Source organism: Acinetobacter sp. TGL-Y2, from assembly GCF_001612555.1.
Lineage (GTDB): Bacteria > Pseudomonadota > Gammaproteobacteria > Pseudomonadales > Moraxellaceae > Acinetobacter.
In genome coordinates, this window is record NZ_CP015110.1 from 167,820 (window position 1) to 191,036 (window position 23,217).

Sequence of the window (23,217 nt, forward strand, 5' to 3'; positions counted from 1 at the left end):
TATAATGGCCTGAAAAAAGCTATTGTGAACCTTAATGGCTCGGACGGCAACGCAAGTACAGTCCTGATTGTTGAATACATAAGCCCATAAGCTCTAATTCCATCAATGCCCCTGTCAATTCGGCAGCATCCAAATGCATGGCTTGAGCCAAATGATCTAAATCCTGACCGACCCAATCCAGTTGTTGGTAAAGTTTATATAAATTTGGGGGAATCTCGGCTAAGGCATCAATGCGGGGTGAACTTGCAGGATTTGAATAAGTCGAATCTAAAACGCTGTTTGGGGTACTTTGATCAGAATCTCGTGTCTTTGTTTTGATGATGAGGGGGTTAGGCGCGATCTTTTGTTGATCCACGTTTTTGAGATCTGATAGCTTCAGATCTGACACTTTAAAGTTTGGGCTTTTTTCAGCATCGTTTTTTTGCGCTGCATCTTGTTGTTGATATTGCCACTGAGTGGGTAGTGCCAAATCTTCAATAATTTGCTCAGGATGATCTACCAAAATTGCACCTTCACGAATCAGTTGATGACAACCTTGATGGAACTCACTGTAAATATGACCCGGTATAGCAAAAGTGGTTTTACCTTGATGTGCTGCAGCTTGCGCAGTAATGAGAGAACCACTGCCGAGTGTTGCCTCTGCGACCAACACTCCTAAACTTAAACCACTGACAATACGGTTACGCCGTGGAAAATGATGTTGTAAAGGTTTAGTTTCGGGTAAAAACTCAGAAAGAATCGTGCCCGAATGTAGCAAAATATTCTGTTGCAACGCTTTATTTTGGCTAGGATAAACTTGGTCTAAACCTGTCCCAATGACCGCAATGGTTCGATGATTCTTGAGTGCGCCCAAATGCGCGGCTTCATCAATTCCTTGGGCTAAACCACTGGTAATGAAGAAGCCTTTTTCACTTAAATAATAAGCAAAGTCATAAGCCACTTGTTTACCGTGTGGGCTGGGTTTACGACTGCCCACAATCGCGACTTGCGCTTGGCTTAAGTTTTGATATGACCCTTGACCGAATAAAATCGGTGGACGATCTGAATAAGGCAACAGTTGTTTGGGATAATCATCATCACTGTCGAGCAAAATAAAGTCGCTGTGCTGAATGATTTTATTTAAACAATGTTCGAACTTGAGTTGTCCGTCATGGCTTAAAAAGTCTTGCGCACGTTGCACATGATTTTGATGAATGTTCAGTTCTGACCAACGGACCAGATGTGCAGCACTGGTCGCTTGCTCGGCAGAGCCGAAGAATTGCATGGCTTTTTGAAATGAAGAAAGCGAGTGTTGCACGAGATACCACAATTTGATGTGGTGCAGATGTACATCAGATATCTCATTCAACATAGTAAAGTTCGCCTCTATTGATCAGTCATAGACGGTGCTTGCAAATGCGCACCGACTTTCACAGGCAGTGAGCTGTCCAAGACATAGGCGTAGCTCAATTGATCGAAAGTTTTAAAGATCATCAAATTACCAATACGCTGATTGGGCAATTGAATACTTTCTTTGGTTTTTGGATCACGAACGACTTCACCTTGTTGGTAAATACTTAACACATGGCCTGTTTTAGCGCCATGTGCCATGCCACGGTCAATGGTCACCACACTACGCTGTGCGGCTGTACCAATGGAACCCATGACACGTATAACACTGCCATCAGCAACAATATCTGCTGTCGCTGTTGGATAGAACAAACTCGGTAAGTTGGCATCATATTTAGGTAACACATAATCACCACGGCGGACTTCAGCATTGTAGCTGTCGGTGAGCTCTAAGGTAGTGACATCATTTTCATGAGCAACTGCTGTCGCTGAAGCCACTTCTAACAGCTCAATTGCCGTGACGTATTTTTTACCTTTGGCATCGACCGCCATATAGGGTTCGGTTTCACGGAACACACCATAGCGCTGTCCTGTCACTAAACCATTGCCACGCGCATACACGGTTTGACCTTTACCTGCAATGACACGGTTATCGGCTGTACCCAAAATATAAGGTGTAAACTTGAGTGATTCTGGTGAAATAATCAGACCATGATCAAGCCACTGTTGAATATGCGCCAACGGAATAATTGGAATCGTGTTATTGAGTGATTCAACACGAATTTGAGGTTGTAGAGACGTTCCACCTCGATGGCGACGAATCACGCCTTCACAACCATCCCCTTCATCACGACCAATGAGCGGACGACCATCTAGCGTACAGAGCAACAAACGGTCACCTGGATAAATCCAATGTGGATTTTTCACATGGCGGTTGCTGGCCCAAATCTCTTTCCAGCGCCAAGGCGAGCTTAAAAATTTACCTGAAATATCCCATAAAGTATCGCCTTTTTTTACCACATAAACATGCGGTGCACTGGCTTTAAGTGCCGGTGGATTTAAATTCGGACTGGCATGGATGAATTGAGTGCTCATTAGCCCTGCGCTTAAACAAATGGCGAGGGCAAGACATTGTTTTTTTAACCCCGTAGCATGTAAAAGAGCCATGCTATTGAAAAGCTTTTTCATTATCATAATTCCTAAAATTATGTATCTATTTGCGCTATAATACGCATATTACACGTATTATTTAATGAAGCATAAACTTCATTTAGTTTTTAAGATCAATGGCATAGCCAGTGAGGAGCAGCATGGCCTTATTACCTATTTTAAGTTTTCCTGATCCCCGTTTGCGCACCATTGCAAAACCTGTCAGTGAAGTGACGGATGAAATCCGACAACTTGCAGCAGACATGTTTGAAACCATGTATGAAGCCCCAGGTATTGGTTTAGCGGCAACGCAAGTTGATCAACATATTCAGCTTATTGTCATGGACTTATCTGAAGATAAAAGTCAGCCTATGGTTTTTATTAACCCCAAAGTCATGCCATTAACGGCAGAGACCCAACCGTATGAAGAGGGCTGTTTATCCGTTCCTCAAATATACGATAAAGTTGATCGTCCGTCACGCGTCAAAATCAATGCGCTTGGTTTAGATGGCAAAGCATTTGAAATTGAAGCAGATGGATTACTGGCAGTGTGTATTCAACATGAGATGGACCATTTAGACGGAAAGTTATTTGTTGATTATTTATCGCCGTTAAAACGTCAGCGTGCGCGTGAAAAAGTTGAAAAAATCGTGCGTCAACGTCAAAAGGAACACATTCCTGTAAAACGTTAATTGTCGTATTCAATGTTCTCCCCATTGAAGCTGTGCGCAAAAGTCATTTACAAAGCCCAATTCTGATTGGGTTTTGTTATACTCAAGACAGATGAATGTATTGGGTGAGATCACGCCTTGTTACGGATTGGGTTGCTGCTTGGCTTTGCCGCAGTGTTTTTACAGATTGCTGTTTTCTTGCAGCCGTTATTGCCTCAGCAATATCAAATTGCTCCGGTCTGTGAAACCATCACCCGCGCTTTATTTACAAAGCCACATCCAGATGGAGCGTCGCTGAAAACAGCGCTAGATCATCAAGATCATACTCAGCATTCGCATCAGGCACATCTTCAAACCCAAAATCAATCTTCAGCGCACAGCATCCATAATACGCATGCGCATGATTCACATCATCATGATATGAACCATCAATGCCAATACTGTACTGTATTTGGGCATTTGGTTTTGCCGCCTGAATTGCATGTCAAAGAAGTGCTGATTCGTATTCAGGTCAGACTGATTACCTATCAAAAAGCATTTAAGCATGTCTATTTTGTCCTGCAACGACTCTATCTTCTGCCCCAAGGGCGTGCGCCACCACTTTTTACATCGATCAAATGTTATAGATCTGGAGTTTGCTGACTCCAGTCCTTGGGCTGCTTTTGCAGCGCATATTGATGTATTAAGTGAGATACAAAAATGGCTCAGCCAAAATTTTATTTACAGCCCCTTGCGGCTGCGATCTGTGTTGTATGTTATTCGCCTATTGCTTTTGCCAATGTTGAAGCCTTGGCAGATGCGATATCTGCAAAACAAGCAATACCAGTCAAAACCATTCAAAGCTTGGCGCCAATTGTGGCAACAGCTCATCAGGGCAATGATGCCAATGGTTTAATTGTTCGCGCTGATCCGAAACAGCCGATTCAACCGATTCCAGCCAGCGATGGGGCAGACTATTTACAAAGTATAGTCGGTTTTAGTTCGGTGAATAGTGGTGCAGGAACCAATGGGGATGTGACCTTCCGCGGTATGTTTGGCTCGCGCATCAAAATCTTAACCGACGGCACTGAAAACTTGGGTGCTTGTCCAAGTCGTATGGATTCACCAACCTCGTATATTTCCCCTGAAAGTTATGATCGTATTTCTGTGATTAAAGGGCCGCAGACGGTGCAATATGCCAACACAGGTTCAGCAGCAACGGTCATCTTTGAGCGCTTTCCAGAAAATTTAAGTGCTGATCAACCTTATCGTGGTCAAGCCAGTGTCCTCATGGGTTCATTTGGTCGTGTGGATCAAAATGTTGAAGCAGCAGTGGGTGATGAGCAAAAGTATGTGCGTTTAAATACCAGTCGTTCGGTGTCAAATAGCTATCAAGATGGCGATGGAAATACTGTTCCTTCAGCTTGGGAGCGTTGGAATGCTGATTTAGCCCTTGGATGGACACCCGACGAAAACACGTGGGTGGAGCTGACAGGCGGTCAAGCAGATGGTGAAGCCATGTATGCAGGACGTGGTATGGATGGATCACAGTTTAAACGTGAAAGTTTAGGACTGCGTTTTGAAAAGAAAAATGTCACAGATGTCATCAAAAAAATTGAAGCCCAAGTCAATTACAACTTTAATGATCATGTGATGGATAACTTTAGTTTACGCTCTCCTCCGATTGAAGAAATGAAGCATCATGGGATGAGCATGATGATGCCTAATCCAAAAGCGATGCAAGTGACACGCCGTACTTTGAATGCGCGCATGGCGGTTACACATGAATGGGATAAAGTTCAATTCATTACAGGTCTTGATACCCAAAACAATAAACACGCAGGCAGTATGATTGCACCAATGATGCCTGCAATGAATAAACCGTTAACGGAGGATATGCATTTCAATTCCTATGGTGGTTTTGGTGAATTGAGCTATCAATTGAGTGACAACAATAAGCTCGTTTCAGGTTTGCGAGTAGATCAAGTGAAAGTCGAAGATTTACGAGAGCAGTCGGTTCAAGCGGGCTTTAATCGTGAACTGGACAATACTTTAGCCAGTGGTTTTATTCGTTTTGAAAATGCACATCCTGAACATGAGTATGGCAAAACCTATATTGGGTTGGGTTTTGTCGAGCGTATGCCTGATTATTGGGAACTTTTTAGTCCTAAGCATGGCAATGCAGGCTCGAGCAATACGTTTAATGGGGTGGACACTGAAAAAACCTTACAGCTTGATTTTGGTTATCAACATCAACATGGTGCATTCAGTTCATGGGCATCGGGTTATGCAGGTTTGATCAATGATTTTATTTTGATGCGTTATCATGATCATGCAAATATGGGGGATCATGGACATGGTTCTACATTTAGTGCAGGTGCTAAAAATGTCGATGCGACGATTGCGGGTGCTGAAGCGGGCATGGGCTATCAATTTAACGATCATATTCAAGCCGATGTTAGTGCGATGTATGCATGGGGGCGAAACACCACAGATGACGCACCTTTGCCGCAAATTGCACCTTTAGAAGCACGAGTCAATCTACGTTATATTCAAGATAATTATACCTTAGGTGCGTATTGGCGGGTGGTGGATGGTCAAAACCGTATTGCTGAGGATCAAGGCAATATTGTCGGTTATGATTTAAAACCAAGTGCAGGTTTTAGTACGCTCTCTTTAAACGGAACGTATCACATTCAGGATGGTGTTGATCTATCAGTCGGTATCGATAATGTGTTCAATAAAACCTATACCGAACATCTCAATAAACTGGGTGATGCGGGTACTGGTCTGACTGCAACTGAGCAATTCAACAATATGAGTCGTAACTACTGGGCTCGAGTCAGTATGAAGTTTTAAACAATCAATGCTCATAGATTAAGATAAAAGCCGAGTCTCATGACTCGGTTTTTTATGGTCGCGTATAAGCGTTTTCAATCATCAATGCATGCTCGCCAATCGCTTACCTGCATTTTGATACAGCTTAAGCGCATTTTCCTGCTGTTTGCGACCATGCACTTGTAAGTAGGCATCAAGTTTTGGAATTTGTTTGGCGCTATTATAGATGACTGTGTTTTTCGCCAATAGATAAAGTGGATACCAAGCCACCATGCGCGGTTTAAGCCCTAAATTCTTCATTTTCTTTGGACCCAAAAACATTTGAGTCACATCTAGATGATTGCGATAGGCTTTTTTCTGGAAAAATTCATTGAAATATTTGTATTCACGTTCAAATGGTTCTTTAGATAAACTCACTGCTAATTTTCGGCTACTTTCGTCCACTTTTGGATGTGCATAGTTCATCCATTGCAGTAATTTCCAACCCTCAGATTCTTTATCGATCAGCCATTTTTCATCAACACCCATCAGCCAACCTGTATATTTCCAAAAATGCATCATCGCATCAACTTCATCTTTGTTCGGAAAAATGCCCAATCCGCGAATGCCTAACAGTAACACCCCACTAAAAGCCACATTGGTCAGCGCTTGGTCAAACTGATTGATCGGAATGCCCCACATATCATTGTCCCAATCCTTAGACTTGGCCAATTGAAAACGGACCAATGCATGAATGAAACGCACATAAATGGTTGAAGTGAATCCTGTATTAAACCGATCAAAGCTATGTTCTTGATTTACATCGAGCCACCATTTATGGGTTTCAGCCATTCGTTTACCCGCATATTTGCTGAGCGCACCCGTTAAAATGAGGGGTTGATTGAAACCTGGATATTGATATCCCGTCATTAAAGCCACATCACGCAGGACAAAAGTACTGTTGGTGCCGAGGCGATGTGTAAATTGAATCGACGTTTTAATTTTTGATGCATCGAACCAGGCAGGTGGTGTTTCGACCTGCTTAAAAAAAATAGACAGTTCAGGAATCTCAAGCGGAAGTTGATCCAAGCCTTGATAAAGTGCCGTTTCGAAATACTTACGGTGAAGCCTTGGATTAAGCATTACCCAAGCCATGACTGTGTCCATGGCTTCATCGCCCGTGTACATACTTTGATTTAAAGCCAAGTAGTCGTCATAACTGGGAATAAAATTTTGATCAGTGACTTTATGGAGCAGTTTGGAAAGTAGATCGCTGTTTTGCATTTTCTCGAATGAAGCCAGACGTTTTGGTGTTTTTAGATTTGACATGTGAGAGTCAACCTGATTATTGTTTAACCAAAGCTTAATATGAATATTTATTCGCATTCAATTCGCATTTTAAGCTGAGCGAATCATTGAGCCCAAAATGAGAAAAAGACCCCAACAACAACGAGCGAAAAACGTGGTCGATAGTATTTTGCAGGCGACACAATTGTGTGTCGCTGAATACGGCCTAATGCAAGTGACGACCCCTAAAATTGCAGAGAAGTCTGGGGTCAGTGTCGGCTCAATTTATCAATACTTTGAAAATAAAGATCAGATCATATTGGAACTACTGCGCCGTAAAAGTGAAAACTTAGGCATGGCACTCAAACAGCTTTCAATGTCAAAGGATCAAGTTGAATTAAAAATATTGATCGATACCAGTTTGCAATTTGGTTTTGATGTCATGCGTGAAGACAATGGCTTCTTTATCGAAGTCCTTAAACATTGGCATGGCTACAATAATTCTGAAGCCGCTCAAATTTTGGAAAAACATTTTTTGGAAGTGGGTTTATATGTATTTAACAGCTTTTATCCGCATTGGAGCTTTGAGACGCTTAAACATAAATCGTTTGTGATCATTAACAGTACCTTGTTCACTATGATGCGTTATGTGAGCAATAATGATTTTCTTATTTCAGAACAACAGCTTAAGTTGGAATTAAGCAGCATGATCTTGGCTTATTTGGAAAAACAAAATAAATAGTCAACATAATTTAAAATATTAAGATGATATAAAACAAAAACTTATTGTTAATATCGATTACTTAACACCCATATAGAAAATCTTTTTTGAAAACAGGGTTGCAAGACATCTGAAATCCTGTAGAATGCACATCCATTGGCGGTGATGTTGATTAAAACTTGTTGATAAACAATAGCTTAGTCCAAGTGGTTAAATTTAAGTTTATTGAACGAGTTAAAAAATAATTAGCAAAACCTGTTGACTATTCTTCGAAAGAGAGTAGTATAGCCGACCTAGCTTGCTGGTGACGAACCAACAAGAAGATCATTAAGAGATTATGAAGAACAACTTGTGTGGATTTTTACTGATTGATCGATCGAAATTATTTTCATTGATTTACTGGTAGAAATTACTCGAAGTTTATTTGAGAAATATTTGTCAGAAGATTGATGAGCCAAGATTGGTACCCTTTAAGGTACTAAGCAATATTAAACTGAAGAGTTTGATCATGGCTCAGATTGAACGCTGGCGGCAGGCTTAACACATGCAAGTCGAGCGGGGGAAGGTAGCTTGCTACCTAACTTAGCGGCGGACGGGTGAGTAATACTTAGGAATCTGCCTATTAGTGGGGGACAACAGTTGGAAACGACTGCTAATACCGCATACGCCCTACGGGGGAAAGCAGGGGATCTTCGGACCTTGCGCTAATAGATGAGCCTAAGTCGGATTAGCTAGTTGGTGGGGTAAAGGCCTACCAAGGCGACGATCTGTAGCGGGTCTGAGAGGATGATCCGCCACACTGGGACTGAGACACGGCCCAGACTCCTACGGGAGGCAGCAGTGGGGAATATTGGACAATGGGGGGAACCCTGATCCAGCCATGCCGCGTGTGTGAAGAAGGCCTTTTGGTTGTAAAGCACTTTAAGCGAGGAGGAGGCTACTTGGATTAATACTCTGAGATAGTGGACGTTACTCGCAGAATAAGCACCGGCTAACTCTGTGCCAGCAGCCGCGGTAATACAGAGGGTGCAAGCGTTAATCGGATTTACTGGGCGTAAAGCGTGCGTAGGTGGCCAATTAAGTCAAATGTGAAATCCCTGAGCTTAACTTAGGAATTGCATTCGATACTGGTTGGCTAGAGTATGGGAGAGGATGGTAGAATTCCAGGTGTAGCGGTGAAATGCGTAGAGATCTGGAGGAATACCGATGGCGAAGGCAGCCATCTGGCCTAATACTGACACTGAGGTACGAAAGCATGGGGAGCAAACAGGATTAGATACCCTGGTAGTCCATGCCGTAAACGATGTCTACTAGCCGTTGGGGTCTTTGAGACTTTAGTGGCGCAGCTAACGCGATAAGTAGACCGCCTGGGGAGTACGGTCGCAAGACTAAAACTCAAATGAATTGACGGGGGCCCGCACAAGCGGTGGAGCATGTGGTTTAATTCGATGCAACGCGAAGAACCTTACCTGGTCTTGACATACAGAGAACTTTCCAGAGATGGATTGGTGCCTTCGGGAACTCTGATACAGGTGCTGCATGGCTGTCGTCAGCTCGTGTCGTGAGATGTTGGGTTAAGTCCCGCAACGAGCGCAACCCTTTTCCTTATTTGCCAGCGGGTTAAGCCGGGAACTTTAAGGATACTGCCAGTGACAAACTGGAGGAAGGCGGGGACGACGTCAAGTCATCATGGCCCTTACGACCAGGGCTACACACGTGCTACAATGGTCGGTACAAAGGGTTGCTACCTAGCGATAGGATGCTAATCTCAAAAAGCCGATCGTAGTCCGGATTGGAGTCTGCAACTCGACTCCATGAAGTCGGAATCGCTAGTAATCGCGGATCAGAATGCCGCGGTGAATACGTTCCCGGGCCTTGTACACACCGCCCGTCACACCATGGGAGTTTGTTGCACCAGAAGTAGGTAGTCTAACCTTAGGGGGGACGCTTACCACGGTGTGGCCGATGACTGGGGTGAAGTCGTAACAAGGTAGCCGTAGGGGAACCTGCGGCTGGATCACCTCCTTAACGAAAGATTGACGATCGGTAAGAATCCACAACAAGTTGTTCTTCATGAAGATGTATCTGAGGGTCTGTAGCTCAGTTGGTTAGAGCACACGCTTGATAAGCGTGGGGTCACAAGTTCAAATCTTGTCAGACCCACCAATCTAACGAACGAAGATGAAGCAATTCATCGGAGTGAAGGATAAGAAGATATATCGAATCTATATGATAAGCTGGGGACTTAGCTTAGTTGGTAGAGCGCCTGCTTTGCACGCAGGAGGTCAACGGTTCGACTCCGTTAGTCTCCACCAAATTTCAAGACAAGAAAAGCATGCTTTTCCTTGAAATTTAAAGCAAGAAGCTATGCTTCGCGCAGGCTTTAATCAAACGAAGCGATGTTCGAATGCAAAACAAGCAAACAGCTAGATAGCTTATAGAGATTAACAAGTACAAGCATTAAGATATGCGGACTTGGTAATCTCTGTGATTTATCACAGTTTCTAGACCTGACGAAGGCTAGAGCAATCATTAACAGAATATATTTGAGTTGAAATAAATTGTTTAAGGCTCAGAACTAAATTGACATTGAATTGTTACACGCAAGTGAAACGATTGAATGAAAGTGAAGTGATGAGAAACTAGCGATTAACTGAATCAAGCGTTTTGGTATATGAATTAGATTGAAGCTATATAGTGTTTAAATACACGAAACAACGAACTGTATGAAGTAACGTAAGTGACTTCTGTCCTAGTACTGCTTGTAAAGTACTACGACTGTTTGGGGTTGTATAGTCAAGTAATTAAGTGCATGTGGTGGATGCCTTGGCAGTCAGAGGCGATGAAAGACGTAATAGCCTGCGATAAGCTCCGGGGAGGCGGCAAATATCCTGTGATCCGGAGATTTCTGAATGGGGAAACCCACTTACCATAAGGTAGGTATTGCAACATGAATACATAGTGTTGCAAGGCGAACGAGGGGAAGTGAAACATCTCAGTACCCTTAGGAAAAGAAATCAATTGAGATTCCCTTAGTAGCGGCGAGCGAACGGGGAAAAGCCCATTAAGTCATATAAGTTCTAGTGGAATGCTCTGGGAAGTGCAACCGTAGTGGGTGATAGTCCTGTACACGAAAGGGCTTATATGATGATGTCGAGTAGGGCGGGGCACGTGAAACCTTGTCTGAATATGGGGGGACCATCCTCCAAGGCTAAATACTCCTGACTGACCGATAGTGAACCAGTACCGTGAGGGAAAGGCGAAAAGAACCCCTGTGAGGGGAGTGAAATAGATCCTGAAACCGCATGCATACAAGCAGTGGGAGCCGGCATTGAGTCCGGTGACTGCGTACCTTTTGTATAATGGGTCAGCGACTTACATTCAGTAGCAAGGTTAACCGAATAGGGGAGCCGTAGAGAAATCGAGTCTTAATAGGGCGTTTAGTTGCTGGGTGTAGACCCGAAACCAGGCGATCTATCCATGAGCAGGTTGAAGGTTGGGTAACACTAACTGGAGGACCGAACCCACTGTCGTTGAAAAGCCAGGGGATGACTTGTGGATAGGGGTGAAAGGCTAATCAAGCCTGGTGATAGCTGGTTCTCCCCGAAAGCTATTTAGGTAGCGCCTCGGACGAATACCATTGGGGGTAGAGCACTGTTTCGGCTAGGGGGTCATCCCGACTTACCAAACCGATGCAAACTCCGAATACCAATGAGTACTATCCGGGAGACAGACTGCGGGTGCTAACGTCCGTAGTCAAGAGGAAAACAATCCAGACCGCCAGCTAAGGCCCCAAAATTATAGTTAAGTGGGAAACGATGTGGGAAGGCATAGACAGCTAGGAGGTTGGCTTAGAAGCAGCCATCCTTTAAAGAAAGCGTAATAGCTCACTAGTCGAGTCGGCCTGCGCGGAAGATGTAACGGGGCTAAAACTATATGCCGAAGCTGCGGATTTGCAATTTATTGCAAGTGGTAGGGGAGCGTTCTGTAAGCCGATGAAGGTGGATTGAGAAGTCTGCTGGAGGTATCAGAAGTGCGAATGCTGACGTGAGTAACGACAAAACGAGTGAAAAACTCGTTCGCTGAAAGACCAAGGGTTCCAGTCCAACGTTAATCGGGGCTGGGTGAGTCGACCCCTAAGGCGAGGCCGAGAGGCGTAGTCGATGGGAAATTGGTTAATATTCCAATACTTCTGTGTAATGCGATGAGAGGACGGAGAAGGTTAAGTCAGCCTGGCGTTGGTTGTCCAGGTGAAAGGTAGTAGGCATGCATCTTAGGCAAATCCGGGGTGCTCTATGCTGAGAACTGATAGCAAGCTAATTTATTAGCGAAGTGGCTGATACCATACTTCCAGGAAAAGTCTCTAAGCTTCAGTTACACAGGAATCGTACCCTAAACCGACACAGGTGGTCAGGTCGAGTAGACCAAAGCGCTTGAGAGAACTCTGCTGAAGGAACTAGGCAAAATGGTACCGTAACTTCGGGAGAAGGTACGCTGTCGACGGTGATGGAATTTACTTCCTGAGCTATTGATAGCCACAGAAACCAGGCCCCTGCAACTGTTTATTAAAAACATAGCACTCTGCAAACACGAAAGTGGACGTATAGGGTGTGATGCCTGCCCGGTGCTGGAAGGTTAATTGATGGGGTTAGCGTAAGCGAAGCTCTTGATCGAAGCCCCAGTAAACGGCGGCCGTAACTATAACGGTCCTAAGGTAGCGAAATTCCTTGTCGGGTAAGTTCCGACCTGCACGAATGGCATAATGATGGGGGCGCTGTCTCCAGCAGAGACTCAGTGAAATCGAATTCGCCGTGAAGATGCGGTGTACCCGCGGCTAGACGGAAAGACCCCGTGAACCTTTACTGCAGCTTGACATTGAACTTTGATCTTACTTGTGTAGGATAGGTGGGAGGCTTTGAAACTTGGACGCTAGTTCAAGTGGAGCCAATCTTGAAATACCACCCTGGTAATATTGAGGTTCTAACTCTGCTCCATAATCTGGAGCGAGGACCATGTCTGGTGGGTAGTTTGACTGGGGCGGTCTCCTCCTAAAGAGTAACGGAGGAGTACGAAGGTGCGCTCAGCGTGGTCGGAAATCACGCGTAGAGTATAAAGGCAAAAGCGCGCTTAACTGCGAGACCCACAAGTCGAGCAGGTACGAAAGTAGGTCTTAGTGATCCGGTGGTTCTGTATGGAAGGGCCATCGCTCAACGGATAAAAGGTACTCTGGGGATAACAGGCTGATACCGCCCAAGAGTTCATATCGACGGCGGTGTTTGGCACCTCGATGTCGGCTCATCTCATCCTGGGGCTGAAGCAGGTCCCAAGGGTATGGCTGTTCGCCATTTAAAGAGGTACGCGAGCTGGGTTTAGAACGTCGTGAGACAGTTCGGTCCCTATCTACCGTGGGCGTTGGAAATTTGAGAGGATCTGCTCCTAGTACGAGAGGACCAGAGTGGACGAACCTCTGGTGTACCGGTTGTGACGCCAGTCGCATCGCCGGGTAGCTATGTTCGGAAGGGATAACCGCTGAAAGCATCTAAGCGGGAAGCCTACCTCAAGATTAGATTTCCCTAGGACTATATGTCCTCTAAAGAGCCGTTGAAGACTACAACGTTGATAGGTTGGATGTGGAAGCATAGTGATATGTGAAGCTGACCAATACTAATTACTCGTGAGGCTTGACTATACAACACCCAAACAGTTGGTGTTGTTGATCTAATTGATACAAAAACCTTGATTTAGTAATCGCAAGTACCTAAACTGCAACTCAAATATTATTCTGTTAATAACTCTTTTGGTAGAACGCCTTGGCATCTAAATAAGACCAATGCAAGTATCCATAAACAGTTGTGCTGGCGACAATAGCAAGAGTGAACCACCTGATCCCTTCCCGAACTCAGAAGTGAAACCTCTTCGCGCTGATGGTAGTGTGGGGTTACCCATGTGAGAGTAAGTCATCGCCAGCTCATTAATTCCTAAAACACCCCCTTCATCTTAATGATGAAGGGGGTGTTTTTTATTGGGATTTTAAAATATGAGGATGAAAATGTTTGTCGATATCATTCTTTCTAGTCATAAAATAGTCTAATTCAAGCAATTCTTTAAACATTAAGTTTTCAATTTGTAATAATAGTAATCTAAACTATAAAAGCTGTACTAGGGTCTGTCCTCATTTGGATTTACACCAAATGAATGAGCAAGCCAAAAATAACATTGATTTGTAATTACGAGCTAACTTTTCAAAACGAGTGGCAATACCCCGGAAATGTTTTAAGCGAGCAAACGCATTTTCAACGAGATGTCTTAATCCATAAAGATAATGATCAAATTCAACGTTTACTTTCTTACTATTAGATTTTCTTGGAATGATCGGAATCATATGATGATTTCGAGCAACTTCCCGGATATTCTCTGAATCATAGCCTTTGTCTGCAATCAAATACTCTGCTTCACCCACCAATTCAATTAATTGGCTTGCAACTTGACTGTCGTGGACTTCACCGCCAGTGATTTCAAAATCAATCGGATATCCACTCGCATCGACGGCAAGGTGAATTTTTGTAGTCGCTCCACCTCTTGATTTTCCAATTGCTCTCTCTTCACCATGCCGAGCTCCACTTGCATGCTGATGCGCGCGGATATAGCTTCCGTCAATGAATACCCATTCTTTATCCAATACGCCTCGTAATTTAAAAACAAATTCTCCCAGAGCCCTTTGTTCGCCCAACGATTAAACCGGTTGTAAGCCGTTTGCCATGGGCAAAGATCTTTAGGAACATCACGCCAAGGAGCACCAGTGCGAAGCTTCCATAGGATGGCTTCCATAATATTCTTACTATTACGTGAACGATAACAGCCATAAAATTGCATAGTTTGTTGGATTTGATTCCAAATTTCGTCTGTGATGACTCTACGTGACATGATCTGAAGCTTAATTCTAGACAACGAGTTAAGCTATTTTAATAGAATGAAACTGATGAGTGAAATATATACTTCAAATGAGGACACGCCCTAATCTTTAAATTGATAATTTGGATTAGGAATGAACGATAACTTTGAAAATATCGATTTAGATGAAGTGTTTTTAAGCTTTTGGGCTAGTCAGGATGGTTTGACTAGAGAAGAGTATCTAATTAGAAAGACTGAAAGAGAAATTATTCAATATGAAGCATCTAAGGTCATGAATTTTTCACCTAATAAATGGCCTAAACTATATTTTAATTGGGATTTGAGACAAAAAAATCAAAGATTATCTTTCGATAACGTTAATAGCTTGGAGGATCTTAATCATTATTATCCTGAAGGGTTTTTAGCATTTAAAGCAGAATTGAAAGAAGTAGATAGTTATCTGAATTCGTATAGTAAAAGAACATTAGAGGATTTATGGAAGGTGGGTTATCCAGATAAATTGGCACAAATTATCATATATCTAAGCAATAAAAATAACAGTATTTCACCACCTGTAATTATGATGAATGAAGCAGGAATAACTTTAAAAGGAGGAAATCATCGATATACAGCTGCAAAATTTTCATCCCAAAAATATGTCACTATGTACACAACGCAAAACTATAAATCAGAATTGAATAAATTACTAAAAACTATTGAATGGCTTAGTATAAAATTATAGTTAATTGAAAATTTTATAAAGGAATACTGAAATTGAAACTCAACTCATTCTCCCCGATCCCTGAAGATGATGAAGAACTACATCTTCCTGAGCTGGTGTATTGGGCTTCTCTCGGTGAAGTCGAAGAAGTCGAAAAAGTCCTTGAGCAGGGGATTGATGTAAACCAAACCGATGACGAAGGTTATAGCGCATTGCAAGCTGCTGCTGAAAACGACCATCTAGATGTCGTTAAATTATTGGTGGCTAATGGTGCAAATGTTCAGTACAAAACTGAATATACTGCATTACAACTTGCTGAAATGGCAGGAAATTGTGAAGTTGTAGATTATCTAAAACAATGCTAATCCATTCAATATATTTCTAAATGATCAAATTTTAAATAAAGAAAAGCCCATCATCCTGATGGGCTTTTCTTCGTATGGGTTGTCTAGATTTGACTCCTGTCGAATCTCACGTCCTGATGCTCAAACTGATTATTGTTGTTTTTTGTTTGGGAAACGTCCTGCTTCCTGATAACTAAAGATTATCCAAATTCATCAAACATGAATAGCGGACAAGAGAGGCTTTTGATGTAAGCATTGGCGTACAAAATTCGCTAAGTACTTAATTCTTCAACAATGGCCTGATTAAATGCTGAAATATCATCTGGATTACGTGAGGTAATCAGTGGCCAACCGCCTGTATTACAGCGATGTACTTCTTCATCGACCCATTTCCCGCCTGCATTTTGCAAATCGAGCTTTATACTGTGATATGAGGTGAGATTTTTATCTTTAATTCGCTCAGCATTAATCAACACCCAAGGGGCATGACAAATTGCTGCAATCGGCTTTTGGTTGTCGGTGAAATATTGAATAATTTTAAGGGCATCTTCGTTGATCCGAAGCGTGTCGGCATTCACTGTTCCACCTGGAATCACCAAAATATCATAATCCTCATAGGACACTTGAGACAGGGTAGTGTTTGGCGTATAGCGGGTCGCAGGGTCTTTATCGGCTTTTACAGTTTGAACGTCATCTGAGGTTTCTGCCGCATGAATTACTTCTATTCCTTTGGACTGAAGGTAGGTAAGCGGTTTAATCAGTTCATCTTGTTCAATACCTTGATTTGACGTAATAAATAATGCTTTTTTGGACATGTTTATCACCTAAGTATTTAATAAAGGACTAGGCTTTAACTTAACAACTTAATCCGCTTTGCTATGTAGCCTTTTCGATGTGGTTTGTTTAAAAGCCTGTGAATACTCAAAATTTTTTGTTGCAACAAAGTTCGAGATTCTGCATTTTTCAAACGCCAAATTCACATTTGTGCGCCCTTGTCATGCATTAAAAAAACGGCCTCAATATAAAAATTCCATCTATATTTTTAAAATAATTTGAGTTTAAGGTTGAGTTGAACCGAATTTAAAAGTCGTATACTTGAGCCATCATTAAAAAAATGTTTATCTACTACCATGTCTGAAACTCATATTGCGTATGGAACTCGTCCTTTCTATGCAATTTTATTGTGTTTATTTTTAGCAGGTTTCGCTGTCTTTTCATCTTTGTACTGTGTACAACCGATGATGCCAATGTTTGCACAGTTTTTTCAGGTCAGCCCTACACATAGTAGCTTTCCCTTGTCTTTTTCAACCATTGCTCTGGCGGTTGGGTTGCTCTTTGCAGGCTTAATTTCGGATCGTTATGGTCGTAAACAGATTATGGTGATTTCGCTATTTTCGACGGCTATTTTGTTGATTTTAAGCTCGAGATTTCCACTCTGGGAAGTCTTTTTATTATCGAGAGTATTCATCGGCTTGGCCATTAGTGGGGTGGCATCCGTTGCCATGACCTATATTGGTGAAGAGGTAGCAGCCCAAGACGTCGGCTTTGCAATGGGGTTGTATATTTCTGGTACAGCCATTGGCGGGATGAGTGGTAGACTCATTGCTGGAGTATTGATTGATGTGATTCCATGGCAAACCGCTATGCTGATGATTGGTGTATTGAATCTCACCATTGCGGTGATTTTCTATCTGACCTTACCCAACTCAAAGCACTTTAAAGCTTATCCCATCCGCTTAGATCGCTTTATACAGTCCTTCGTTAAGAACTTTCAAGACCTCAAACTTCGATTACTGTTTGCCCAAGGATTTATCTTGATGGGCTGTTTTGTCACCGTGTTTAACTATATGAGTTATTACTTGTCAGAAGCACCTTTTGCGCTATCGCAAGCCTAGATTGGTCTGATTTCGATTGCGTATCTGTCTGGGATCTATAGCTCTCCGCGAGCGGCTTCGTGGAGTAATCGATTTGGTCGCGGTCGTGTCTTGGTGGCTATGCTCTGCATGATGATGTTCGGTTTATGGCTGATGTTGATTCCATCTTTGGTCGTGGTCCTCATCGGACTTCTCATTTTTACATTCTCTTTTTTTGCAGCGCATTCCACTTCAAGCAGTTGGGTGTCAGTACAATCTTTACAATATCGAGCGGTGGGTTCAGCCTTATATTTATTTTGCTATTACTTAGGATCAAGCGTGCTGGGAAGTGGCAGTGGACTGATTTGGGAAGCCTTTGGGTGGGTGGGTCTGACGCTCAGTATCAGTTTGATTTTACTTTTGGGTATTGGTATTGCAGTGAAGCTGAGTCGTATGCCAAACGATTTAGAGAACTCATGAATCAATTGAATTTTAAATTAATTTAACTGCTGTTGAATAAAAGCAATACTGCTTTTTTGAAGCTGATCAAGTGCTTCTTTTTCTACAGGGTAATGCCCACCTTTAGGTAGTATAACAGTTTGATGCGGTACGCTCAGATGTTTCATGACCTCTTGACTGAGTGTCAGGGGTGTCCAGTGGTCTTCAGCAGGCTGTGTCAAAAGTACTGGACACTGCACAAATGAAGACACGTGATAGGGCGGTCTATAATTCATATAGCTGTTTAAAAACTGAATCGACATGGTGTTGCCCGCCGATGTTTTATCACGCAGCATAATCTTCAGGGCTTTCGGATCATTGGTGAGTTTTGACATTTTAGATACCCATGCCATAGGCAGTGCAATTTTGCCAAAAGGGGTTTTCGCAGTGATGTTCATGCCGGGCAATAACATAGGGCTTAAGGGGCTAAAACGCATTGTGCCTTTTTTCACGTCCAAATCTTGTTGGTCTAAAAAGGTCATGCCAATGATGCCTTTAACGTGTTTGTTTTGCATCGCAACGTGAAGTGTCAGCATACCACCCGCAGACAAACCATAGAGAAAAATTGGACGATCATCTTTTAGAGCTTCACTGTCAATAAAATCACTCACCAGTGTGATCCAGTCTTCATAACGAATGTTACTTTTTGACGTATAGGTTGTCAGTCCATAGCCGGGTAAGTCGAGAGCCATAGTTTCATAACCTGCTTGTGCCAAAGGATGACCCAATACCAAACTCATTTGCCGACCATTGGTGCCCACACCATGCAATAAAATCACTTTTGCGTTCGCATTTGGGCGAGGATAATGGTCTATGTGAACCCGATGCTGTTGCCACGTCCAAAAGTATTCTTGCGGGAGTTCGTTTGATGAAAGTTGATACTCAGGTGGAAATTGTTTTTGTAGTTGTTTCCATGCCTCTTGCTCAGCATAGTTTTTTTCTTGGGACACGTTTGCCCAAGCCAATGAATTCACCAAGATTGAAAATGAAAGAAAACATACAGACATAAAGAATGTTTTGAGCATGATGCATTGCTCCTATTATTTTTACTCAGATTAATTATTAGCTTGCTTGAGATATATTACTCTAATGACAGTCAGGTTTATATTTAAGTCAATTTATGTTTAAAACAGATGTGAAGCATTGATTTTATACAGCTATTTAAAATCTTCCATTTGTCGGATATTGTCAAATAATTAGCTTGGATCTCATTTGAATTTCGTTCATTTTGCGCTGCAAAATAGTGATCTGCTCAATCTTTATGTTAGATTGTTTTTTAATCAAGCATCCTCACAGCTATTCATGTTAAAATGATCGGCTTTCATTTAGATCTCTCCCGATCGCCAACTGCCAATCGAGATATATACACCATGTCTACAGCTTATACTGCTCAGACAGCGCCAACGGCGTTGTTTGATTACGACAAATATTGGGCGTCATGCTTTGAACCTGCGCCATTTTTGCCGATGTCACGCGAGGAGATGGACTTACTCGGTTGGGATTCTTGTGACTTTATTTTGGTCTGTGGCGATGCTTATATCGATCACCCATCATTTTGTTCGGGGATCATTGGGCGTACTCTAGAGGCGCAAGGTTTCCGTGTTGGTATTATTGCACAACCAGATTGGACCAACGTGGATGCGTTCCGCGTTTTGGGTAAACCGAATATTGCTTGGGGTGTGACGGCGGGGAACATGGATTCCATGATCAACCGTTATACGGCAGATCGTAAAATCCGTTCTGATGATGCGTATTCACCTGACAATGTACCGAACAAACGTCCAGACCGTGCAGCAACGGTGTATTGCCAACGTGTACGTGAAGCCTATCCAGATGTGCCTGTACTGCTCGGTGGTATTGAAGCCTCACTGCGTCGTATTGCCCATTATGACTACTGGTCAGATAAAGTTCGTCGTTCAGTCCTAATGGACTCTAAAGCCGATCTTTTAATGTACGGTAATGGTGAGCGTTCGATCACTGAAGTGATGCATCGTTTGGCACGTGGTGAGAAAATTCACGAGATTACCGATGTTCGTGGTACAGCGTTTATTGTTAATAAATTAAACCGTCCTTCGAAAGCGAAATTTGTCGAAATCGCATCGAATGATGTTGATACCGTGGGCCGCGTTGATCCGATCATTAACCCCTATGTAATGACCGAAGATTTAGAAGGCTGTGAAATTGAGAAGGGCAAAGATGATAGCCTGACACAATATCAAGGCTTTGAAAAAGAAGCTGTTGCTAATCCGATTGTTCGCGCAGGAGATACGCTGGACGCGGACACTCAAATTGTTCGACTTCAGCCTGTATCCAAAGCCATTAAGCATAAATTACCGCCACGTGAATTGGCTGTGATTCGTTTGCCTGCTTTTGAAGAAGTATCTGCTGATCCTGTTTTATATGCGCATGCCAACCGTATTTTGCATTTGGAAACCAACCCCGGCAATGCCCGTGCCATGGTGCAAAAACATGGTGAACGTGATGTGTGGTTAAACCCACCGCCCATTCCGCTGACCACAGAAGAAATGGATTACGTGTTTGACTTCCCCTATGCGCGTTTACCGCATCCCTCTTATGGCGAAGCACGTTTCCCAGCCTTTGACATGATTAAATTCTCAGTCAATATTATGCGTGGCTGTTTCGGCGGTTGTACGTTCTGTTCAATTACCGAACATGAAGGGCGTATTATTCAGAACCGTTCTGAAGAATCGATTTTGCGTGAAGTCGAAAAAATTCGTGATACCGCGCCAGGCTTTACCGGCATTATTTCGGACTTGGGTGGTCCTACGGCAAACATGTATCGTTTGCACTGTAATGATCCTGAAATTGAAAAGAATTGTCGTAAGCCGTCTTGTGTGTATCCGGGCGTATGTCAGAACTTATTGACAGATCATGCACCACTGACCCAGTTGTACCGTAAAGCACGTTCACTCAAAGGCATTAAAAAGATTTTGATTGGTTCGGGTTTGCGTTATGACCTTGCAGTTTTAAACCCTGAATATGTCAAAGAATTGGTTCAGCACCATGTCGGGGGGTACTTAAAAATTGCGCCTGAACATACTGAAAAAGGTCCATTGTCCAAGATGATGAAACCGGGTATTGGTGCGTATGATCGTTTCAAACAAATGTTTGATCGTTATAGTAAAGAAGCAGGAAAAGAGCAGTACTTAATTCCTTACTTCATTGCGGCGCATCCGGGTACAACCGAATACGACATGATGAATCTGGCGATTTGGTTGAAGAAAAATGGTTTCCGTGCAGATCAAGTACAGACTTTCTATCCTTCTCCAATGGCAACCGCAACCACCATGTACTACACCGGTAAAAACCCGCTGGCAAAGGTTGCGCGTTATACCGAGAATTTAGACATTGTGAAAGGTGATAAGCGTCGCCGTATTCATAAAGCATTCTTACGTTATCATGATTCGAATAACTGGCCACTGCTTCGTGAAGCCTTGAAAGACATGGGTCGTGCGGATCTTATTGGTAACTCTAAACATCATTTGATTCCGACCTATCAGCCCGCGGGTACTGAAGGAGAGTATCAATCTGCGCGCAAGAAGAATTCCACGGTTGCGGGTGACTCACAAAAACGTAGCAGTGATAATACCGTTCGTAATCAAACTGCGGGTAGCCAAGGTCGTCCTTCTAATACCAAGAAACGTCCTGATCGTGGTCAAATTTTGACGCAACATACGGGTTTGCCTCCACGTGAAACAGGGGATGCAAAACGCCCTCAGTCAGCTAAACCCAAAAGTAAAAACAGATCTAAAGCCTAAATAAACGATTTAAAAAGAGAGGACGCCAGAAGTCCTCTTTTTTGTGGATAACTCATTTTCATGTGTTGATAAGTTTGATTACAAAAAAAAACATTTTTTCAGAGTCTTAAACACTAAGATAAAGAAAGTGAATAAATTCATTTCAGCCGAAAAAAAATTGTTTTTAATGAAATGATTAGCTATAAAAGAATGTGTTGTTATTGTCATACTTGTGTCATGAGCAAATCTTAAAATAAAACTGAGTATATTGAAATCTTAAAAAATGATATCTGGTCTACATTTAAAATTATGAATCCTCGTTATACTGATTTTGGGCGGATGGTACATATATAGCGTGTTTTTACTTGAGTCATAGTGAAATCGAATCATCGTGAATGACTCATATTGTTAGTTTTGAATTCGCCCATATTGATTTTAAAATTTAGACCGTTATAGTTTGGTGATTTTTTCAACCTAATCAAAAACCAGTCAAAAAATTAGTTTAAAGAGTAAGCTAAAGAACCAACTTAAATAAATGGATATTGAATTTGGGTCGATACAATAAAAACAGGGATGCTCGGTGGATGTTATAACGCCGGTATTGAAAGAAGAAATGAATTATAAGAATATGAATAAGGATAGACACTATGAACATGATGATCATCGCGAGTATAGCGATACTTGTGATCGTGTTGATTGTTGCTTATAAAGGATTGAAACATAAGCAACCTTCAGACAGTGCGCTGCGCCAAAGAGCAGTGTTTAATACTGTTGAACAACTCACCTTTACACGCTTAAAGGACATTTTTCCTGAAGCGAATATACTCGCACATGTGTCCTTTGACGCATTACTTACGACTAAGTTTCCACGTACTCGGCGCAAGTATCAAAAGTTATTTGCGGACTTTGTACTGCTTGATAAAGACTTCCATGTCATGGCGATTATCGCGCTGGGCGATGGCATGACGACAAGGCGTGCAAACTCTAGCATTGATCAAGATGTATTGTTAGATGCAGCAGGGTATCGGGTGATTCGTTATCAACACGTTCCCGAGTATCAGCAGTTGCGAGAAGATTTTTTAATTGAGTATGAAGACATGCAGACAATGCCTGAATCCGAGCAAGAAGGTGAAAAGTTGAATCTATACTCAGCACGCTATATAAACAAGACCCGAGTATTTGGATAACTGCGATTTTTT

General features: G+C 42.5%; 14 protein-coding genes, 2 tRNA genes, 3 rRNA genes and 1 pseudogene. 14 read left to right on the plus strand and 6 right to left on the minus strand.

Annotated features, from left to right (window positions below; genetic code table 11):
• Positions 1 to 31 precede the first annotated feature (31 nt).
• Entirely contained in the window at positions 32 to 1,351 is a 1,320-nt protein-coding gene (dprA, locus tag AMD27_RS00710; RefSeq protein WP_067654993.1) for a DNA-processing protein DprA, read from the minus strand.
• A gap of 14 nt (positions 1,352 to 1,365) precedes the next feature.
• Positions 1,366 to 2,517 (minus strand): LysM peptidoglycan-binding domain-containing protein, encoded by a 1,152-nt coding sequence (locus tag AMD27_RS00715; RefSeq protein WP_067654995.1) that lies wholly within the window; start codon positions 2,515 to 2,517, stop codon positions 1,366 to 1,368.
• 122 nt (positions 2,518 to 2,639) lie between these two features.
• On the opposite strand from AMD27_RS00715, the gene def reads away from it, so the two are divergent.
• The 3 genes from def to AMD27_RS00730 all read left to right on the plus strand — a co-directional run bounded on the left by def (position 2,640) and on the right by AMD27_RS00730 (position 5,987).
• Positions 2,640 to 3,170 carry a peptide deformylase gene (gene def, locus AMD27_RS00720; RefSeq protein WP_067654998.1) on the plus strand — a complete coding sequence of 177 codons (531 nt, stop codon included), beginning with the start codon at positions 2,640 to 2,642 and terminating at the stop codon, positions 3,168 to 3,170.
• 117 nt (positions 3,171 to 3,287) lie between these two features.
• Positions 3,288 to 3,791, plus strand: a complete 504-nt coding sequence (locus AMD27_RS00725; protein ID WP_067655001.1) for a DUF2946 family protein — start codon at positions 3,288 to 3,290, stop codon at positions 3,789 to 3,791.
• Between the two features lie 57 nt (positions 3,792 to 3,848).
• Positions 3,849 to 5,987 carry a TonB-dependent copper receptor gene (locus tag AMD27_RS00730; RefSeq protein WP_067655004.1) on the plus strand — a complete coding sequence of 713 codons (2,139 nt, stop codon included), beginning with the start codon at positions 3,849 to 3,851 and terminating at the stop codon, positions 5,985 to 5,987.
• An 81-nt stretch (positions 5,988 to 6,068) separates the two neighbouring features.
• Here the strand turns inward: AMD27_RS00730 and AMD27_RS00735 are convergent, their stop codons facing one another.
• Positions 6,069 to 7,274 carry an oxygenase MpaB family protein gene (locus tag AMD27_RS00735; RefSeq protein ID WP_067662631.1) on the minus strand — a complete coding sequence of 402 codons (1,206 nt, stop codon included), beginning with the start codon at positions 7,272 to 7,274 and terminating at the stop codon, positions 6,069 to 6,071.
• Positions 7,275 to 7,371: 97 nt separating this feature from the next.
• Between AMD27_RS00735 and AMD27_RS00740 the strand changes: the two genes are divergently transcribed.
• The 6 genes from AMD27_RS00740 (at position 7,372) to rrf (ending at position 13,922) form a co-directional block, all read left to right on the plus strand.
• Positions 7,372 to 7,974: a TetR/AcrR family transcriptional regulator gene (locus AMD27_RS00740; protein WP_067655007.1), complete on the plus strand. Its 603-nt coding sequence runs from the start codon at positions 7,372 to 7,374 to the stop codon at positions 7,972 to 7,974.
• Between the two features lie 469 nt (positions 7,975 to 8,443).
• Positions 8,444 to 9,981, plus strand: a 16S ribosomal RNA gene (locus AMD27_RS00745).
• A gap of 61 nt (positions 9,982 to 10,042) precedes the next feature.
• A tRNA-Ile gene (locus AMD27_RS00750) sits at positions 10,043 to 10,119 on the plus strand.
• 73 nt (positions 10,120 to 10,192) lie between these two features.
• A tRNA-Ala gene (locus AMD27_RS00755) sits at positions 10,193 to 10,268 on the plus strand.
• Positions 10,269 to 10,747: 479 nt separating this feature from the next.
• Positions 10,748 to 13,642, plus strand: a 23S ribosomal RNA gene (locus tag AMD27_RS00760).
• 165 nt (positions 13,643 to 13,807) lie between these two features.
• A 5S ribosomal RNA gene (gene rrf / locus AMD27_RS00765) occupies positions 13,808 to 13,922 on the plus strand.
• Together the 16S, 23S and 5S rRNA genes with 2 tRNA genes alongside form the textbook arrangement of a ribosomal RNA operon.
• A 203-nt stretch (positions 13,923 to 14,125) precedes the next feature.
• Here rrf and AMD27_RS00770 read toward each other — a convergent pair.
• Positions 14,126 to 14,877 (minus strand): IS5 family transposase gene (locus AMD27_RS00770; protein WP_416202799.1). Its coding sequence is split into 2 segments (ribosomal slippage): positions 14,126 to 14,664 and positions 14,664 to 14,877, totalling 753 coding nucleotides; the frame shifts between segments, so codons are not numbered across the junction.
• A 121-nt stretch (positions 14,878 to 14,998) separates the two neighbouring features.
• Here AMD27_RS00770 and AMD27_RS00775 point away from each other — a divergent pair.
• Both AMD27_RS00775 and AMD27_RS00780 read left to right on the plus strand, forming a co-directional pair.
• Positions 14,999 to 15,586 carry a hypothetical protein gene (locus AMD27_RS00775; protein WP_067655018.1) on the plus strand — a complete coding sequence of 196 codons (588 nt, stop codon included), beginning with the start codon at positions 14,999 to 15,001 and terminating at the stop codon, positions 15,584 to 15,586.
• A gap of 32 nt (positions 15,587 to 15,618) precedes the next feature.
• On the plus strand, positions 15,619 to 15,930 hold the full coding sequence (locus AMD27_RS00780; protein ID WP_067655026.1) for an ankyrin repeat domain-containing protein: 312 nt from the start codon (positions 15,619 to 15,621) through the stop codon (positions 15,928 to 15,930).
• Positions 15,931 to 16,181: 251 nt separating this feature from the next.
• Here AMD27_RS00780 and AMD27_RS00785 read toward each other — a convergent pair whose 3' ends face one another.
• Complete coding sequence (locus AMD27_RS00785; protein WP_067655029.1) at positions 16,182 to 16,724, minus strand: type 1 glutamine amidotransferase domain-containing protein; 543 nt, start codon at positions 16,722 to 16,724, stop codon at positions 16,182 to 16,184.
• Between the two features lie 315 nt (positions 16,725 to 17,039).
• Here AMD27_RS00785 and AMD27_RS17920 point away from each other — a divergent pair.
• Positions 17,040 to 18,242: pseudogene (locus AMD27_RS17920) on the plus strand (MFS transporter).
• A 17-nt stretch (positions 18,243 to 18,259) separates the two neighbouring features.
• On the opposite strand, the gene AMD27_RS00800 reads toward AMD27_RS17920, so the two are convergent.
• Positions 18,260 to 19,285, minus strand: a complete 1,026-nt coding sequence (locus AMD27_RS00800; protein ID WP_228140689.1) for an alpha/beta hydrolase — start codon at positions 19,283 to 19,285, stop codon at positions 18,260 to 18,262.
• Positions 19,286 to 19,630: 345 nt separating this feature from the next.
• On the opposite strand from AMD27_RS00800, the gene AMD27_RS00805 reads away from it, so the two are divergent.
• On the plus strand, positions 19,631 to 22,039 hold the full coding sequence (locus tag AMD27_RS00805; RefSeq protein ID WP_067655042.1) for a YgiQ family radical SAM protein: 2,409 nt from the start codon (positions 19,631 to 19,633) through the stop codon (positions 22,037 to 22,039).
• Between the two features lie 626 nt (positions 22,040 to 22,665).
• Complete coding sequence (locus tag AMD27_RS00810) at positions 22,666 to 23,205, plus strand: DUF2726 domain-containing protein (protein ID WP_067655045.1); 540 nt, start codon at positions 22,666 to 22,668, stop codon at positions 23,203 to 23,205.
• Positions 23,206 to 23,217 lie beyond the last annotated feature (12 nt).

Excerpts from the sequence above, each read along its gene's own strand:
- dprA (WP_067654993.1), bottom strand. The coding sequence starts at position 1,351 with ATGTTGAATGAGATATCTGATGTACATCTGCACCACATCAAATTGTGG.
- AMD27_RS00715 (WP_067654995.1), bottom strand. The coding sequence starts at position 2,517 with ATGAAAAAGCTTTTCAATAGCATGGCTCTTTTACATGCTACGGGGTTA.
- def (WP_067654998.1), top strand. The coding sequence starts at position 2,640 with ATGGCCTTATTACCTATTTTAAGTTTTCCTGATCCCCGTTTGCGCACC.
- AMD27_RS00730 (WP_067655004.1), top strand. The coding sequence starts at position 3,849 with ATGGCTCAGCCAAAATTTTATTTACAGCCCCTTGCGGCTGCGATCTGT.
- AMD27_RS00735 (WP_067662631.1), bottom strand. The coding sequence starts at position 7,274 with ATGTCAAATCTAAAAACACCAAAACGTCTGGCTTCATTCGAGAAAATG.
- AMD27_RS00740 (WP_067655007.1), top strand. The coding sequence starts at position 7,372 with ATGAGAAAAAGACCCCAACAACAACGAGCGAAAAACGTGGTCGATAGT.
- AMD27_RS00775 (WP_067655018.1), top strand. The coding sequence starts at position 14,999 with ATGAACGATAACTTTGAAAATATCGATTTAGATGAAGTGTTTTTAAGC.
- AMD27_RS00785 (WP_067655029.1), bottom strand. The coding sequence starts at position 16,724 with ATGTCCAAAAAAGCATTATTTATTACGTCAAATCAAGGTATTGAACAA.
- AMD27_RS00800 (WP_228140689.1), bottom strand. The coding sequence starts at position 19,285 with ATGCTCAAAACATTCTTTATGTCTGTATGTTTTCTTTCATTTTCAATC.
- AMD27_RS00805 (WP_067655042.1), top strand. The coding sequence starts at position 19,631 with ATGTCTACAGCTTATACTGCTCAGACAGCGCCAACGGCGTTGTTTGAT.
- AMD27_RS00810 (WP_067655045.1), top strand. The coding sequence starts at position 22,666 with ATGAACATGATGATCATCGCGAGTATAGCGATACTTGTGATCGTGTTG.